We start from the raw sequence: 14,371 nt of genomic DNA, 5'->3' as shown, positions 1-14,371 counted from the left end.
CATGCTCGGCACGCTGATCTCAGCCATCCGGTGGAACGACCTGCTCGGCAACTGCTCCTACGTCATCATGGCCTTTTCCTTCCTGGTGACGAGCATGCTGTGGCTGCGGGTGCTGGCCACGGTGTCGATGCTCATCGAGATCGTCTACTTCCTCAACACGGGCGACGACCTCATCACCGCGATCGGCTGGGACGTCGCCTTCATCGCCATCAATCTCTGGCGCATCTGGGCTCTCCACCGGGCCCGCAGCCGGGTCAGGGCCCTGCCCGACCTGCGGCTGCTGCGCGCCGTGTTCCCGGGCATCGACGACGGCCAGATCGCCGAGATCGTCAAGGCCGGCGCCTGGTACGATCTGGCGCCCGGCGCGCTCCTGGCCGTGCAGGGCACGCCGATCGGCGCGCTCTACCTCATCTGCGAGGGACGGGCGGAGGTGCGGATCGACGAGCGGCTCGTCGCCCATCTCGGCCCGGGCGAGCTCGTCGGCGAGGTCGGCTTCCTCACCGCCGCGCCCGCCACCGCATCGGTGAGCTGCGAGGGGCCGACGCGTGTGATCGCCATCGACCGCACCAGGCTGCAGGACGCCGCCAAGGCCGATCCGACCCTCGCCTCGGCCGTGCACCGGGTCATCGGCGAGGCGCTGGCCCGCAAGCTCGCCGGCGCGAATCGCCAGCCCGCCTCCGGGGGGCCGGCGCCGTAGGGTCACGAGGGCGGCCGCCTTGCTTTCAAGACGAATCGTATCGTAATAGCTGTCTTCCCCCGGGCCGGCCGCCGGCACCGGCCGCGAATGCAGACCCCGCCATGCCCGATGGACTTCCCCACCCGCAGCGCGCCTGGGCCTTCCTGGCCGTCGCCATCGCCCTGACCATGGCCGTGCTCGACGGCGCCATCGTCAACGTGGCGCTGCCCTCGATCGCGCGCGACCTCCACGTCGAGGCCCCCGAGGCGATCTGGGTGGTCAACGCCTATCAGCTGGCCGTCACCATGAGCCTCCTGCCGCTGGCCTCGCTCGGCGACATCTTCGGCTATCGCCGCATCTATTGCTGGGGGCTGGCGCTGTTCACCCTGGCCTCGCTGCTCTGCGCCCTGTCGCCCTCGCTCTCGATGCTGACGGCGGCGCGGGCGCTGCAGGGGCTCGGCGGCGCCGGCATCATGAGCGTCAACATCGCCCTGGTGCGCTTCATCTATCCCTCGGCGATGATCGGGCGCGGCGTCGGCAACACGGCGCTCGTCGTGGCGGTCTCGGCCGCCGCCGGCCCGACCGTGGGCGCCGCGATCCTCGCCGTCGCGCCCTGGCAATGGCTGTTCCTGGTCAACGTGCCGCTCGGCGTGCTGGCCCTCGCCGTCGCCTCGCGCACCCTGCCGCTGACGCCGCGCTCCGGCGGCCGCTTCGACGTGGTGAGCGCCGTCCTCAGCGCCGCGACCTTCGGCCTGCTGATCTACGGCGTCGACGGCATCGGCCGCGGCGGCGGCCCGGCGCCGGCCTGGCTGCCCCTGGTCGCGGCCGCCGCCTTCGGCGCCGTGCTCGCCCGCCGCCAGCTCGCCATGCCGCAGCCGCTGCTGCCGGTCGACCTGATGCGCATCCCGATCTTCGCGCTGTCGATGGCGACCTCGATCTGCGCCTTCGGGTCGCAGATGCTGCTCTACGTGTCGCTGCCCTTCTACTTCCAGAACCAGCTCGGCCTCTCCGCCGTGGCGACCGGCTTCCTGATGACGCCCTGGCCGGTGGCGACCGCCCTGATGTCGCCGATCGCCGGCCGCCTGTCGGACCACTATCCCGCCGGGCTGCTCGGCGGCCTCGGCCTCGCCGTGATGACGGTCGGGCTGGTGCTGCTGGTGCTGCTGCCGGCCCATCCCGCCCTGGCCGACATCGCCTGGCGCCTGGCGGTGTGCGGCCTGGGCTTCGGCCTGTTCCAGTCGCCGAACAACAAGACCATCATCACCTCGGCCCCGCCCCAGCGCAGCGGGGGGGCCAGCGGCATGCAGTCGACGGCGCGCCTGCTCGGCCAGTCCATGGGCGCGGCCCTGGCGGCGGTGATCTTCGCTCTCGCCGGCAGCCGCGACCAGGCCTATGCCGCCATCCTGGTCGGGGTGGCGCTGTCGGCGGCCGGCGCCGTCGTCAGCGCCCTGCGGGGCCGGCCGGTCTCTGCTATCAACTGAGGGCACCCGGGCCGTCCGGGCGCGACACAGCAATGGAAGCCGTCATGGACGCCGCACCGATCCCCCTCGCCGACATCGAAGCGGCGGAACGCCGGCTCGCCGGACATGCCGTGACGACGCCGCTCCTGGAGAGCCGCGACCTCAGCCGGCGGGCCGGCGGCCGGGTGCTGGTCAAGCCGGAAGTGCTGCAGCGCACCGGCTCCTTCAAGTTCCGCGGCGCCTTCAACAAGCTCTCCAGCCTCGCCGGGCCCGAGCGTCGCAACGGCGTCGTCGCCTTCTCCTCCGGCAATCACGGACAGGCGGTGGCCGCCGCCGCGGCAGAGCTCGGCATGCCGGCAGTGATCGTCATGCCGCAGGACGCCCCGGCGGTGAAGATCGAGCGCACCCGGGCCTTCGGCGCCGAGATCGTGCTGTTCGACCGGCACACCGACGATCGCGCCGCCATGGCGCGCGGCCTCGCCGAGGCGCGGCAGGCGGTGCTGGTGCCGCCCTTCGACGACCCGATGATCATGGCCGGCCAGGGTACGATCGGCAGCGAGCTCGCCCGGCAGGCCCGGCAGCTCGACGCCGGGCTCGACCACGTGCTGACGCCCTGCGGCGGCGGCGGCCTGATCGCCGGCGTCGCCAGCGCGCTCCACGCCCTCAGCCCGCCCACCCGGGTCACCGCGGTGGAGCCCGCCGGCTTCGACGACACCGGGCGCTCCCTCGTCGCCGGGGAGCGCCTGACCAATCCGAGCCTCGCCGGCTCGATCTGCGACGCGCTGCTGTCGCCGACGCCGGGCGCCCTGACCTTCCCGATCAACCACCGCCTCCTCGCCGGCGGCCTCGCCGTCAGCGACGAGGAGGTGCGCGCCGCCATGGCCTATGCCTTTGCCGAGCTGCGCCTGGTGGTCGAGCCCGGCGGCGCGGTCGCCCTCGCCGCCGTGCTGACCGGCCGCTTCCGGGCGGAGGGCGCCACCACGGCGCTGGTGCTCTCCGGCGGCAATGTCGATCCGGCGCTCTACGCCGCCACGATCGCGGGCCGGTGAGCGCCGGCCCCGGCCAGCCGACGCCGGACGATCCCATGCCCGATCCGTTCCTCGCCGATTTCCTCGCCCGGGCCCGGCGCCGGCTCCGGCCCGCGCCGCCGCCGGTCGGCGCCGAGGCCGAGGCGCCGGCCATCGGCGACCACAGCTTCTCGCCCGATCTCGCCGCCGAGGCGCCGGCCGGGCCGGGCAAGCCCGCGGCCGTGCTGATCGGCGTGGTCGAGCACCCCGATGGAGCCACCGTGCTGCTCACCCGCCGCTCGACGGCGCTGCGCAGCCATTCCGGCCAGATCGCCTTTCCCGGCGGGCGCATCGATCCGGGCGACGACGGCCCCCTCGCCGCGGCGCTGCGCGAGGCGCAGGAGGAGATCGGCCTTCCCCCGGCCCATGTCGCGCCGCTCGGCTATCTCGACCTCTATCTCACCACCTCGGGCTTTCGCGTCGTGCCCGTCGTGGCGCTGATCGCCCCGGGATTCGCGCTCACGCTCAACCCGGCCGAGGTGGACGAGGCCTTCGAATGCCCGCTCGCCTTCCTGATGGATCCGGCCAACCATCGGCGCGAGAGCCGGGAATGGCGCGGCGCCATGCGCAGCTACTACGCAATGCCGTTCGAGGACCGCTATATATGGGGCGTGACCGCGGGCATCCTGCGGACCCTGTACGATCGGATATATGCGTGATGGCGCGGCCCCTGCTCTACGAGCTGCTGCTCTTCCTGATCCCCTTCGCGCTCTATGCGCTGTGGCTCGCGATGAAGCGAATCAATCCGATGGAGCGCCGGGCCTGGCGCAACGCGCCGCTGCTCTGGCTGCTCCTCGGCGCCCTGGTGACCACCGGGATCGGCCTCGGCCTGGTCGGCCATTTCGGCGGCGCTCCGGCCGGCAGCGTCTATGTCCCCGCCCATCTGGAGAACGGCAAGCTGGTCGAGCCGACGATGCAATGACGCCCCGCTTCCCCTGGCTGGCACAGCCCCCGCTCAGCACGGTCCTCGCCGCGCTCGACCACGACGGCGAGGAGGCGCGCGTCGTCGGCGGCGCGGTGCGCAACGCCCTCCTCGACGAGCAGGTGGCCGACTGGGACATCGCCACGACGGCGACGCCCGACGTCGTCGTGCAGCGCTGCACGGCGGCGCATTGGAAGGTGGTGCCGACCGGCATCGACCACGGCACGGTCACCGTGATTGCCGGCGGCCAGGCCTTCGAGGTGACGACGCTGCGCCAGGACGTCGAGACCGACGGCCGCCATGCCGTGGTCCGCTTCGGCCGCGACTTCGCCGCCGACGCCCTGCGCCGCGACTTCACCATCAACGCCCTGTCGCTGTCGCGCGAGGGCACGGTGCACGACTATGCCGGAGGCCTCGCCGACATCGCGGCGCGGCGGGTGCGCTTCATCGGCGATGCCGACAGGCGCATCGCCGAGGACTATCTGCGCATCCTGCGCCTGTTCCGCTTCCACGCCCGCTTCGGCGAGGGCCCGGTCGACGCGACGGCCATGGCCGCTGCCGTGCGCGGGCGCGGCGGCCTCGCGCTGCTGTCGCGGGAGCGGGTGCGGGCCGAGCTCATCAAGCTCCTCCTCGCCCCCGGTGCCGGCGACGTGCTGGCCGAGATGGACGGGGCCGGCTTCCTCCTCGCCCTCTTCGGCGGCGTCGCCCGCGTCGCGGCGTTCCGTCGCCTCGCGGCGCTGGAGGCGGCACGGGGGCTGGCGCCGGACCCGGTGCGCCGCCTCGGCGCCCTGGCCCTGTTCGTGCGCGAGGACGCCGCCCGCCTCGCCGAACGGCTGCGCCTCGCCAATGCGGAGGCGCGACGGCTCGAGGTCATGGCGGCGACCGGCGAGCGGCTCCGCGCCCCGCTGGCCGGAAAACCCGCCCGCGACCTGCTCTACCGCTTGCGGGAGGCCGATTTCCGCGATGCCGTGCTGCTGGCATGGGCCCGCTCCGGCGATGCGGGATGGCGGCCCGTCCTCGACCTGGCCGAGGCCTGGCCGCCGCCGAAGAGCCCGTTCAGCGGGGCACGGGCGGCGCGGCTCGGCGTCGCGCCCGGCCCGCGGCTCGGCCGCGTGCTGCAGGAGGCCGAGCGGCGCTGGATCGATGCCGACTATCCCGCCGACGCCGAGGCATGGGAGCGGATCCTGCGCGCCGCCATCGACGCCACGGCGTAAGCTGTTCCGGGCGGAACCCCACGCCTTTCCCGCGCTGTCAGGATGGGCTGCCGTCGTCTGCCGCAGGAGGTGCCGTGTCCCGCCTTGCCCTCGCTCTCGCCGCGCTCCTGCCGCTCCTCGCCGCGCCGGCCGCGGCAGCGCCCGCCGCCACGGATTGCGACGTCCTGGCGAGCTATCCCGCCGATCCCGACAAGCCGGCCGGGGTGGCCGGCGTCGCCTTCGCGGCGATCGCGGCGCCGGCGGCGGTCGCCGCCTGCCGCAAGGCCGTGGCGGCGGAGCCCAAGGTGCGGCGCTTCGCCTTCCAGCTCGGCCGTGCGCTGGAGGCCGGCGGCAAGGCCCGGGACGCCGTCGCCTGGTACGGGAAGGCCGCCGCGGCCGGCCATCTCTATGCGCTCAACAATCTCGGCGCGCTCTACGAGCGCGGCGAGGGCGTGGACAAGGATTTCGCCAAGGCGATCGCTTTCTACGGCCGGGCCGCCGACGCCGGCCTGCCGCTGGCCATGAACAACCTGGCCGCGCTCTATGCCGATGGCGAAGGCGTGAAGAAGGACGACGCCAAAGCCTTCGCGCTGCTCCGCAGGTCGCACGAGGCCGGCGATGCCGACGGCACCACCAATCTCGGCTGGGCCTACGAGACCGGCGCCGGCGTCGCCCGCGACCCGAAGCGGGCCAAGGCCCTCTACGAGGAGGCGGCGGCCAAGGGCCAGGCGCAGGCGATGTACAATCTCGGCGCCGTCTACGAGGCCGGAACCGGTGTGCCGGCCGACCCGATGGCCGCTCGCGCCTGGTACCGCAAGGCGATCGAGGCCGGCAACACCGGCGCGCTCTCCGCCCTCGGCAACATGTATCTCGACGGCCGCGGCGGTCCGAAATCCGAGAAGGAGGCGTTCGAGCTCTACGGCAAGGCCGAGCAGGCGGGCGATGCCGCCGGCACCGACAATCTCGGCTGGGCCTATGAGCACGGGCTCGGCGTTCCCGCCGATCTGGCGAAAGCGAAGGCGCTCTACGAAAAGGCGGCGGGCCTGAACAATGCGCAGGCCATGCTCAACCTGGCGGCGCTCTACGAGGCCGGCAGGGGCGTGCCCCGGGACGCGGCGCAGGCCCAGTCCTGGCGCGACAAGGCGGAGGACGCGGAGAGCTCGGACGACGCCAAGACCGCCGATGCCGACGACGGGCAGTAGCTCCCTCAGCGTCCCCGCGCCATGCCCGCGACGCCGTGGAAAGCTCCCTCGGCCAGTTCCTTGACCAGGAGGCGTTGCGGGTCGACCGGGCCGGGCAGCGTCACCTGGCCCACCGGCACCCGCCGGAAGCCGATGCGGCCGTAGTAGGGCTCGTCGCCGACCAGGATCACCAGCCGGTGCCCGTCTGCCGCCGCTGCCTCCAGCGAGGTCTGCAGCAGCGCCATGCCGATGCCGCGCGAGCGGAAGGCCGGCTCCACGGTCAGCGGTCCGAGCAGCAGCGCCGGGTGGCCGCCGATAGCGATCGGGGTCAGGCGGTTCGAGCCGACGATCATCGACCCGACCCGAGCCACGAAGGAAAGGTCCAGCCGCGGCGGCACGCCTTCGCGCAGGCGGAAGGCGGTGCGGGCGAAGCGGCCGGGGCCGAAGGCGCGCTCGTGCAGCTTGTCGATGGCCGGGCCGTCCTCGGGCCGCTCGGTCAACAGGTCGATGGGGATGTCGGGCATTCGTGTCGGGTCCGGTCGGAAGCGGGTCGCGCCCGGCCGGCGCTGCCGGTCAGGCGTGCTGAGGAGTGCGGGTCCTGCCCGCGGCTCGTCGTCGCTGGGAGCGGAAAATCGACATGGCGCGCCGCTTAGCACGGTCCGCCGCCGCTTGGAAGGCCCGGCCGGTGCCTTTCGGCACGGGGCGCGCGGCCGCGGCCCGGTCGGTGCGCCCTACCAGGAGCCGTCGGGCCGGCGCCGGCCGGCAATCTCGTCGATCCGCCGCCGCGTCGCCGCCGTGGCGTCCTCCGGCAGGGCGTCGAGCGGAAAGAAGCCGCAGGCGGCGATCTCGTCGTCGGCGCCGCGCGGCGCGGTCTGCTCGAAGGCGCGCACGATGTAGAAGGCGACATGGTCGCGCCGGCTGACCTCCCGGTTGAGGTGCAGCCCCTGGAGCTCGGCCGGCCCGGTGAGGCGGATATTGCCCTCCTCCATCAATTCGCGCGCCAGCGCCTCCTCCGCCGTCTCGCCGGGATCGACACCGCCGCCGGGCAGGTACCAGCCGGGAACATAGGTGTGCTTGACCAGGAACACCCGCCCCTCCCCGTCGAGCACGGCGCCGCGCACCCCGAAGGTCATGCCGCGGTGCAGGCGAAAATAAATCATGAAGAACGGCATCATCAGCCGTCCCAGCCGCTGGCGAAAGGTCGTTTCCTTGAAGCGCATGGCGAAGATTTAAAGAAGAGCGTCCTATCCTGCAATTCTCTCGCGGCGATAAAACTTCGTCGAAGCCCTCTGCGCCGCCCGCATGGCTGTCCAGCGCGCCCCGCCGCCCGGGCAAGCTGGCCTTAGTCTCTCGGCTGAGCTATAGGAGCGCCATCAATAGAGGAGACCAAGGGGCCGCCGGCCCTGGTTCGAGACAATGATCGCCTTTCTCCGGATGCTCGTGGCCGCCGCGAGGATTCGTCAGCAGGCCAGCCCCGCGCGCAGCGCGCTGGCCCTGATGACCTTCAGCGCCCACTGAACGCATCCACCCCTTTGCGAAACGGCGCCGCCTCGTGCGGCGCCGTTTTCTTTTGCGGCGGCTGCAGCGCGAAGCGCTCGCGATAGGCGCCCGGGCTGGTGCCGAGGCGGGCGCGGAAATGGTGGCGCATGGTCGCGAGCGTGCCGAAGCCGCTGGCGGCGGCGACGTCGTCGAGCGTGGCGCGCATGTCGCGCTCGAGCAGGTCGCGGGCGTGGCGCAGGCGCTCCTGCAGCAGCCATTCGCCGGGCGGCAGCCCGGTCGCCGCCTCGAAGCGGCGCTGGAAGGTGCGCAGGCTCATGCCCGCCCGCTGGGCGAGCAGGCGCACCGGCTGGTCGCGGTCGAGGCGCTCGCGCATCCAGTGGATCAGCGGGCCGAGGCGCGCGCCCTCGCGCTCCCGCGGCACCGGCGCCAGGATGAACTGAGCCTGGCCGCCCTCGCGATGCGGCGGCACCACCAGGCGGCGGGCGACGCCGTTGGCGGCGTCCGGGCCGAAATCGCCCCGCACCACGTGCAGGCACAGATCGATGCCGGCGGCGCTGCCCGCCGCGGTCAGCACGTCGCCCGCGTCGACATAGAGCACGTCGGGATCGAGGAGGATGTCGGGAAAGCGCGCCGCGACGTGCGGCACGTAGCGCCAATGGGTGGTGGCGCGCCGCCCGGCCAGCAGCCCCGCCGCGGCCGGCACGACGATGCCGGAGCACAGCGTCAGGATGCGCGCCCCGCGCCGCTGCGCCCGCTGCAGCGCCGCGACCAGGTGCGCCGGCACCGCGGCGTCGATGCCGCGCCAGCCGGGGACGACGACGAGGTCGGCCTCCTCGAGAATCTCCAGGCCATCGTCGACATGGACCGTCAGCCCGCCCGCGGCGCGCAGCGGCCCCGGTTCGATCGCGGCGACGCGGTAGCGATACCAGTCCGGACCCATCTCCGGCCGGGGCAGCCCGAACACTTCGTAGGCGATGCCGAACTCGAAGGTGCACAGCCCGTCATAGGCGAGCACGGCGACCAGGGGACCGGATGGGGCGGGCGGAGCGGTTGGCACGATCTCGACGTTACTTGGCATTCCGGCCAATGGGCAAGCGCGATCCCAGCCGCCATGCTCGCACCGTTCCAAGAGGAGCCAGCCATGCCGAGCCGCGTCACCGAGATCCCTGCCGCCTCTCCCGAGGCGGTCGCCGCCCACTATGCCCGCCGCCTCGCCTTCGAGACCGATTGCTGGGACGTGCACGAGGCCTTGCGCACGGGCTCGGCCGACTTCGTGCTGCTCGACGTGCGCGGCCCCGCCCTCTACACTCGCGCGCATGTTCCCGGCGCGATCAACCTGCCGCACGGCAAGATGACGGCCGGCCGCATGGCGGAGTGGCCGGTCGGCACGCTGTTCGTCGTCTACTGCGCCGGTCCGCACTGCAACGGCACCGACAAGGCCGCCCTGCGCCTGGCCAGGCTCGGCCTGCCGGTCAAGGTGATGATCGGCGGCATCACGGGCTGGGCGGACGAGGGCTTCGCCTTCGAAGGGGCGGGCCCGGCCGCCTGAGGCGAGAACGCGCAGCCCCCGCCCGCCCCGGGGGCTTCGGGCCGGCGGGCGACGCATGGTAAAAGGGGGGCATGCAGAGGGTCCTGATCATCGGCTGCTCCGGCGCCGGCAAGTCGACGCTCGCGCGCGAGCTCAGCGAGCGCAGCGGCCTGCCGCTGATCCACCTCGACCAGCACTATTGGCGGCCGGGCTGGATCCCGCGCCAGGAGGACGAATGGGGCGCGGCGGTGCAGACGCTCACCGCCGGGCCGGCCTGGGTCATGGACGGCAACTACACCCGCACGCTCGCGCCGCGCGTGGCAGCGGCCGACACGGTGGTGTTCTTCGACTTCCCGGCCTGGCGATGTCTGTGGCGGGTGTGCCGCCGCGCCGTGCAATGGTTCGGCCACACCCGCCACGACATGACGCCGGGCTGCCCCGAGCGCCTGACGCTCTCCTTCATCCGCTACGTCGCGCGCTTCAACCGCGACCAGCGCCCGCGCGTGCTGGCGTCGCTCGCCGCTTTCGAGGGCCGGCTGATCGTCCTCAGGAGCCCGACGGAGGCCGCCGCCTTCCTGCGCTCCGTCGGCCGGGACGAGCCCGGCGCCGCGCCCCGCTCCGCCCGGTCCGGGGCAGGATGCTCATGAGTTCGGAGGCCAGCTCGGCAGCGCCGCGCCCGGCCCGGCCGCCAGCCCGGACCGCGCCGGGGGGCGCCGGCCGCGGCGCGGCTGCGGCAGGCTGTCGGCATCGCGGCGGAAATCCGACGGCGACATGCCGGCCACCTTGCGGAACAGCTTGTTGAAGGCGCTGAGCGAGCCGAAGCCGCTCTCCATGGCGACGCGCAGCACATTGGCATCGTCGCGCAGCAGCAGCGCCTGCGCATAGCTCAGCCGCAGCAGGCTGACATATTCATTGATGGTCATGCGCGTCGCGCGCTTGAAGATGGCCATCGCATATTTGGGATGCAGCTCCGCCGCCCCGGCGATGTCGATCGAATCGATGTCGTTGAGGAAGTTGTCGGCGATGTAGTCGCACATCCGCCCGACCTTGCGGGTCGACTGCTGGTCGCCCTCCTCGCACGGCGCCGACCGGGGCTGCGCCGGCACCAGGTCGTAGGGCTCGAAGCGCACCCGCTCCAGCCGCAGCAGGAGCTCGTCGACCGCGTGCTGCGCCTTCACCGGATCGCCGGAGCGGGCATAGCGGTTCCAGCGCTCGAAATTGTGCTGGTCCGAGGCATCCGTGCTGCCGGTCACCAGCGTCGCCCCCTGCATCAGCCGGCGCGGCACCGCCTCGGGCAGCTTCAGGCGGAAGAAATGGATCAGCGGCAGATGCGCGCCGGCGTAGATGGCATCGTCGGTGAGGTCGTCCATCTGGTGCGGCAGCCCGCCCCAGAACAGGCAGATCTGTCCGGTGCCGAGGCTGATCTCATGGGTGTGCATGCGGTAGTGCACGGCGCCGCGGGCGATGAAGTTGACCTCCACCTGGGCGTGCCAATGCGGCTTGGCCATGACCAGCGGCACCGCATGGAACATCTGCAGCCGGGTCGGCCGTCCTTCGACGCCGCCTTCGCCGGGCTGGTAGACCGGCCTGCCGGCCACCTTACTTTCCGCCGAATTCATGTTCCCGTTTTCGCGGACTGGCTGGAAATCGAAGCTAAGCTACTGCCGGCTGGTACAAAAGCCAAATAAGGACGGGAGGAGAACGCCATGCGTATCGCGCTACGCCACACGAGCCTGTGCGCCGCTGCTGCCCTGTTGGCCGCCGCGGGCACCGCGACGGCGCAGCCCTCGGGCAGCATCACCATCTGGAGCTGGGACATCGCCGCCTCCTCGCTCAAGGCGACCGTCGAAGGCTTCAACAAGCTCTACCCCGACGTGAAGGTCACCGTCGAGGATATCGGCAACCAGCCGGTCTACGACAAGTCGATCGCCGCCTGCGCCGCCGGCGGCGAGGGCCTGCCCGACATCATCTCGATCGAGAACTACAAGGCCGAGAGCTACTGGACCCAGTTCCCCGACTGCTTCGCCGACCTCAAGACCCTCGGCTACGGCGCCGAGGACGCGGCCAGGTTCCCCGACTTCAAGCGCGCCGAGCTCGAGCACGACGGCAAGGTCTACGCCATGCCCTGGGATTCCGGGCCGGTGATGATGTTCTATCGCCGCGACTTCTATGAGAAGGCCGGCGTCGACCCGGCCTCGATCAAGACCTGGGACGACTTCATCGCCGCCGGCAAGAAGATCCAGGCGGCCAATCCCGGCGTGGTCATGAGCGAGGCCAATTTCAACGGCGACAGCGAATTCTTCCGGATGATCGCCAACGAGCAGGGCTGCGGCTATTTCTCCGCCGACGGCAAGGCGGTCGCCGTCGCCCAGCCCGGCTGCGTCGCCGCCCTCGCCGCGATCAGGAAGATGAAGGATGCCGGCCTGCTCGCCCCCGCCAACTGGGACGAGAAGGTGGCGGCCAACGGCGCCGGCACCGTCGCCACCCAGATGTATGGCGGCTGGTACGAGGGCACGATCCGCACCAACGCGCCGAAGCTGGCGGGCCAATGGGGCGTCTATCCCATGCCGGGCGTGACCGCCGACGGCGCACGCGCGGCCAATATCGGCGGCTCCTCGCTCGCCATCTCGGCCAGCTCCAAGAGCAAGGAAGCCGCCTACGCCTATGTGAAATACACGCTCGCCACCAATGAAGGCCAGGTGACCATGCTCAAGGCCTATGGCCTGGTGCCCTCCCTGCTCAGCGCGCTGGAAGACCCCTTTGTCTCCCAGCCGCAACCCTACTGGGGCGGCCAGAAGATCTGGACCGACATCCTGGCGACGCTCCCCAAGATCCATCCGACCCACGGCACGCAGTTCCAGAACGACGCCGAGAGCGTCGTCCGCGCGGTCCAGACCAAGTTCCTGGCCGGAAGCTATCCCGACGCCAAGGCCGCGCTCGACGACGCCGCCAACCAGATCGCCGCCGCCACCGGCCTGCCCGTCGCTCCGTGAGGCGCAGGGCCGGCGGCAGCACCGCCTGCCCGCCTCATCCTTCGCACCGGCCGCCGACGCCTTCAGCGTCGCAGCCGGCGCGCCCGCCGGCATCGCCACCTCCCGGCGATGCCGGCGGAGCATCCCGCAGAAGCCAGGAGACCCCTCGACGATGCGCCTGCGCAACCGGAGTGCCTACGGCTTCCTCGCGCCCTATCTCCTGGTGTTCGCCGCCTTCTGGATCTGGCCGGTCGTCAACTCGCTGCTGATCTCGTTCCAGAACACCCGCAGCACGCCGTGGAAAGTCGATCCCCTGTTCAACTGGGGCCGGCTCGTCCACGACCCCGCCTTCTACAACGCCCTGAAGAACACGCTGCTGATCCTCGTGATCCAGGTGCCTGTCATGATCGCGCTGGCGACCGTCATGGCGGTGCTGCTGAACTCGCCGATGCTGAAGGCGCGGGGCCTGTTCCGCTTCGCCTTCTTCGCCCCCGTCGTGGTCGGCGAGGTCGCCTATTCCGCCCTGTTCCGGCTGATGTTCAACGTCGAGTTCGGCGTCATCAACAAGCTGCTCGGCCTCGTCGGCCTGCCCGCGATCGCCTGGTTCTCCGAGACGCCCTGGGCCATGACGCTCCTGATCATCGCCGTCACCTGGCGCTGGGCCGGCTACAACGCCATCCTGATCCTGGCCGGGCTGCAGGCGATCCCGGAGGACGTCTACGAGGCGGCGACGCTCGACCGGGTGTCGAAGCTCCGGCAGTTCCTCCACATCACCCTGCCGCTGCTGCGCCCGATCATCGTCTTCTGCATCGTGCTGTCGGTGATCGGCACCATGCAGCTCTTCGCCGAGCCCTTCCTCATCACCAATCGCGGCGGGCCGGGCGGCGGCACCGAGACGCTCGGCCTGTTCCTCTACCGCCAGGGCTTCACCTCGCTGAACTTCGGCTATGCCTCGGCCATCGCCTACACCATGGCGGGGCTCGCCGCCCTGATCTCGCTTCTCAACATGCGCCTGGGGCGCGAGCCGCAATGACCGCGCGCAGCAAGGCCGCCGCGGCGCGGCTCCGCTCGATCGCCCTGCACGCCGTCCTGGCGCCGCTGGCGCTGATCTGGCTGTTCCCCCTGTGGATGATGTTCGTCACCGCGACACTGCCCGACACCGGCCTGTTCGGCCCGGGCCTGCAGCTCATGCCCTCCGACCAGTTCCTTGCCAACGTCGAGAATCTGCAGCACGACACCGACTTCGTCCGCGCCCTGGGGCTCTCCATCGCGGTGGCGACGATCTACACGCTGCTCTCCGTGGTCCTGACCTCCATGGCCGGCTGGGCGCTGGCCCGCTACCACTTCGTCGGCAAGCCGTTGGTGATCGGCATCATCCTCGGCACCATCACCCTGCCCTATTTCGTGGTGGTCATCCCGCAATTCATCATGGTGGTGCGCGACTTCAGGCTCGGCAACAGCTGGATCGGCCTGGTCGTGCCGCCGCTGTTCAACTCGCTCGGCGTCCTGTTCATGCGCCAGGCCTTCGCGATGATGCCCGCCGACCTCTTCGACGCCGCCCGCGTCGAGGGCGTGAGGGAATGGCGGATCTATCTCTTCATCGCCCTGCCGCTCGCCCGGCCGGCCCTGGCGGCGCTCTCGATCATCCTGTTCCTGGCTTCCTGGAACAACTACCTCTGGCCGCTGCTGATCAGCACCAATCGCGAGATGTTCACGGCCCCGGTGGCGCTGGGCGGCCTGGTCGGCCTCACCAAGGTCTCCTGGGGCGGCATCATGGCGGGGGCGGTGATGCTCACCGCGCCGATGCTGGTGGTCTTCGTGGCTCTGCAGCGCCATTTCGTCGCCGGCATCGCCGCCGGCGCCGTGAAATAG

Annotated in this window: 16 protein-coding genes; 12 read left to right on the top strand and 4 right to left on the bottom strand. The window is 71.6% G+C overall.

Going from position 1 to position 14,371, the window contains the following annotated elements:
* The first annotated feature begins 1 nt into the window (after position 1).
* The 7 genes from QO011_RS33155 to QO011_RS33125 all read left to right on the top strand — a co-directional run bounded on the left by QO011_RS33155 (position 2) and on the right by QO011_RS33125 (position 6,520).
* Positions 2-697 (top strand): Crp/Fnr family transcriptional regulator, encoded by a 696-nt coding sequence (locus QO011_RS33155; protein WP_307282178.1) that lies wholly within the window; start codon positions 2-4, stop codon positions 695-697.
* Positions 698-798: 101 nt separating this feature from the next.
* Positions 799-2,157, top strand: coding sequence for an MFS transporter (locus QO011_RS33150; RefSeq protein WP_307282177.1), 1,359 nt, complete (start codon positions 799-801; stop codon positions 2,155-2,157).
* Positions 2,158-2,201: 44 nt separating this feature from the next.
* A complete protein-coding gene (locus tag QO011_RS33145) occupies positions 2,202-3,185 on the top strand; it encodes a threonine ammonia-lyase (RefSeq protein ID WP_307282176.1) in 984 nt (327 codons plus the stop codon).
* 35 nt (positions 3,186-3,220) lie between these two features.
* On the top strand, positions 3,221-3,862 hold the full coding sequence (locus QO011_RS33140; protein WP_307282174.1) for a CoA pyrophosphatase: 642 nt from the start codon (positions 3,221-3,223) through the stop codon (positions 3,860-3,862).
* Entirely contained in the window at positions 3,862-4,125 is a 264-nt protein-coding gene (locus QO011_RS33135) for a DUF6111 family protein (RefSeq protein ID WP_307282173.1), read from the top strand. The genes QO011_RS33140 and QO011_RS33135 overlap by 1 nt, the downstream gene beginning before the upstream one ends.
* A complete protein-coding gene (locus QO011_RS33130; RefSeq protein WP_307282170.1) occupies positions 4,122-5,339 on the top strand; it encodes a CCA tRNA nucleotidyltransferase in 1,218 nt (405 codons plus the stop codon). Before QO011_RS33135 ends, QO011_RS33130 begins: the two co-directional genes overlap by 4 nt.
* Positions 5,340-5,413: 74 nt before the next feature.
* Positions 5,414-6,520, top strand: coding sequence for an SEL1-like repeat protein (locus QO011_RS33125; RefSeq protein WP_307282169.1), 1,107 nt, complete (start codon positions 5,414-5,416; stop codon positions 6,518-6,520).
* A 5-nt stretch (positions 6,521-6,525) separates the two neighbouring features.
* On the opposite strand, the gene QO011_RS33120 is transcribed toward QO011_RS33125, so the two are convergent.
* The 3 genes from QO011_RS33120 to ftrA form a co-directional block, all read right to left on the bottom strand.
* Positions 6,526-7,023, bottom strand: coding sequence for a GNAT family N-acetyltransferase (locus tag QO011_RS33120; protein ID WP_307282168.1), 498 nt, complete (start codon positions 7,021-7,023; stop codon positions 6,526-6,528).
* A 207-nt stretch (positions 7,024-7,230) separates the two neighbouring features.
* Positions 7,231-7,719, bottom strand: a complete 489-nt coding sequence (locus QO011_RS33115) for an NUDIX domain-containing protein (protein ID WP_370882046.1) — start codon at positions 7,717-7,719, stop codon at positions 7,231-7,233.
* 284 nt (positions 7,720-8,003) lie between these two features.
* Positions 8,004-9,077 (bottom strand): transcriptional regulator FtrA, encoded by a 1,074-nt coding sequence (gene ftrA / locus QO011_RS33110; protein WP_307282167.1) that lies wholly within the window; start codon positions 9,075-9,077, stop codon positions 8,004-8,006.
* A gap of 63 nt (positions 9,078-9,140) precedes the next feature.
* Between ftrA and QO011_RS33105 the strand changes: the two genes are divergently transcribed.
* Together QO011_RS33105 and QO011_RS33100 are read left to right on the top strand one after the other, a co-directional pair.
* On the top strand, positions 9,141-9,548 hold the full coding sequence (locus QO011_RS33105) for a rhodanese-like domain-containing protein (RefSeq protein WP_307282166.1): 408 nt from the start codon (positions 9,141-9,143) through the stop codon (positions 9,546-9,548).
* 71 nt (positions 9,549-9,619) lie between these two features.
* A complete protein-coding gene (locus tag QO011_RS33100) occupies positions 9,620-10,174 on the top strand; it encodes a P-loop NTPase family protein (protein ID WP_307282164.1) in 555 nt (184 codons plus the stop codon).
* Here the strand turns inward: QO011_RS33100 and QO011_RS33095 are convergent.
* Positions 10,169-11,146, bottom strand: coding sequence for a helix-turn-helix domain-containing protein (locus tag QO011_RS33095; RefSeq protein ID WP_307282163.1), 978 nt, complete (start codon positions 11,144-11,146; stop codon positions 10,169-10,171). The genes QO011_RS33100 and QO011_RS33095 overlap by 6 nt on opposite strands.
* Before the next feature lie 87 nt (positions 11,147-11,233).
* Between QO011_RS33095 and QO011_RS33090 the strand changes: the two genes are divergently transcribed.
* The 3 genes from QO011_RS33090 (at position 11,234) to QO011_RS33080 (ending at position 14,371) form a co-directional block, all read left to right on the top strand.
* Positions 11,234-12,520, top strand: coding sequence for an ABC transporter substrate-binding protein (locus QO011_RS33090; protein WP_307282161.1), 1,287 nt, complete (start codon positions 11,234-11,236; stop codon positions 12,518-12,520).
* A 151-nt stretch (positions 12,521-12,671) separates the two neighbouring features.
* Entirely contained in the window at positions 12,672-13,532 is an 861-nt protein-coding gene (locus QO011_RS33085) for a carbohydrate ABC transporter permease (RefSeq protein ID WP_307282158.1), read from the top strand.
* Entirely contained in the window at positions 13,529-14,371 is an 843-nt protein-coding gene (locus QO011_RS33080) for a carbohydrate ABC transporter permease (protein WP_307282157.1), read from the top strand. The genes QO011_RS33085 and QO011_RS33080 overlap by 4 nt, the downstream gene beginning before the upstream one ends.

It is taken from the genome of Labrys wisconsinensis, from assembly GCF_030814995.1.
GTDB lineage: Bacteria > Pseudomonadota > Alphaproteobacteria > Rhizobiales > Labraceae > Labrys > Labrys wisconsinensis.
This window is presented reverse-complemented; position numbering and strand designations above follow the sequence as displayed.

What these genes read in the sequence shown, in the direction of transcription:
- QO011_RS33155 (WP_307282178.1), top strand. Translation starts at nt 2, where the DNA reads ATGCTCGGCACGCTGATCTCAGCCATCCGGTGGAACGACCTGCTCGGC.
- QO011_RS33150 (WP_307282177.1), top strand. Translation starts at nt 799, where the DNA reads ATGCCCGATGGACTTCCCCACCCGCAGCGCGCCTGGGCCTTCCTGGCC.
- QO011_RS33145 (WP_307282176.1), top strand. Translation starts at nt 2,202, where the DNA reads ATGGACGCCGCACCGATCCCCCTCGCCGACATCGAAGCGGCGGAACGC.
- QO011_RS33140 (WP_307282174.1), top strand. Translation starts at nt 3,221, where the DNA reads ATGCCCGATCCGTTCCTCGCCGATTTCCTCGCCCGGGCCCGGCGCCGG.
- QO011_RS33135 (WP_307282173.1), top strand. Translation starts at nt 3,862, where the DNA reads ATGGCGCGGCCCCTGCTCTACGAGCTGCTGCTCTTCCTGATCCCCTTC.
- QO011_RS33130 (WP_307282170.1), top strand. Translation starts at nt 4,122, where the DNA reads ATGACGCCCCGCTTCCCCTGGCTGGCACAGCCCCCGCTCAGCACGGTC.
- QO011_RS33120 (WP_307282168.1), bottom strand. Translation starts at nt 7,023, where the DNA reads ATGCCCGACATCCCCATCGACCTGTTGACCGAGCGGCCCGAGGACGGC.
- QO011_RS33115 (WP_370882046.1), bottom strand. Translation starts at nt 7,719, where the DNA reads ATGCGCTTCAAGGAAACGACCTTTCGCCAGCGGCTGGGACGGCTGATG.
- ftrA (WP_307282167.1), bottom strand. Translation starts at nt 9,077, where the DNA reads ATGCCAAGTAACGTCGAGATCGTGCCAACCGCTCCGCCCGCCCCATCC.
- QO011_RS33105 (WP_307282166.1), top strand. Translation starts at nt 9,141, where the DNA reads ATGCCGAGCCGCGTCACCGAGATCCCTGCCGCCTCTCCCGAGGCGGTC.
- QO011_RS33100 (WP_307282164.1), top strand. Translation starts at nt 9,620, where the DNA reads ATGCAGAGGGTCCTGATCATCGGCTGCTCCGGCGCCGGCAAGTCGACG.
- QO011_RS33095 (WP_307282163.1), bottom strand. Translation starts at nt 11,146, where the DNA reads ATGAATTCGGCGGAAAGTAAGGTGGCCGGCAGGCCGGTCTACCAGCCC.
- QO011_RS33090 (WP_307282161.1), top strand. Translation starts at nt 11,234, where the DNA reads ATGCGTATCGCGCTACGCCACACGAGCCTGTGCGCCGCTGCTGCCCTG.
- QO011_RS33085 (WP_307282158.1), top strand. Translation starts at nt 12,672, where the DNA reads ATGCGCCTGCGCAACCGGAGTGCCTACGGCTTCCTCGCGCCCTATCTC.
- QO011_RS33080 (WP_307282157.1), top strand. Translation starts at nt 13,529, where the DNA reads ATGACCGCGCGCAGCAAGGCCGCCGCGGCGCGGCTCCGCTCGATCGCC.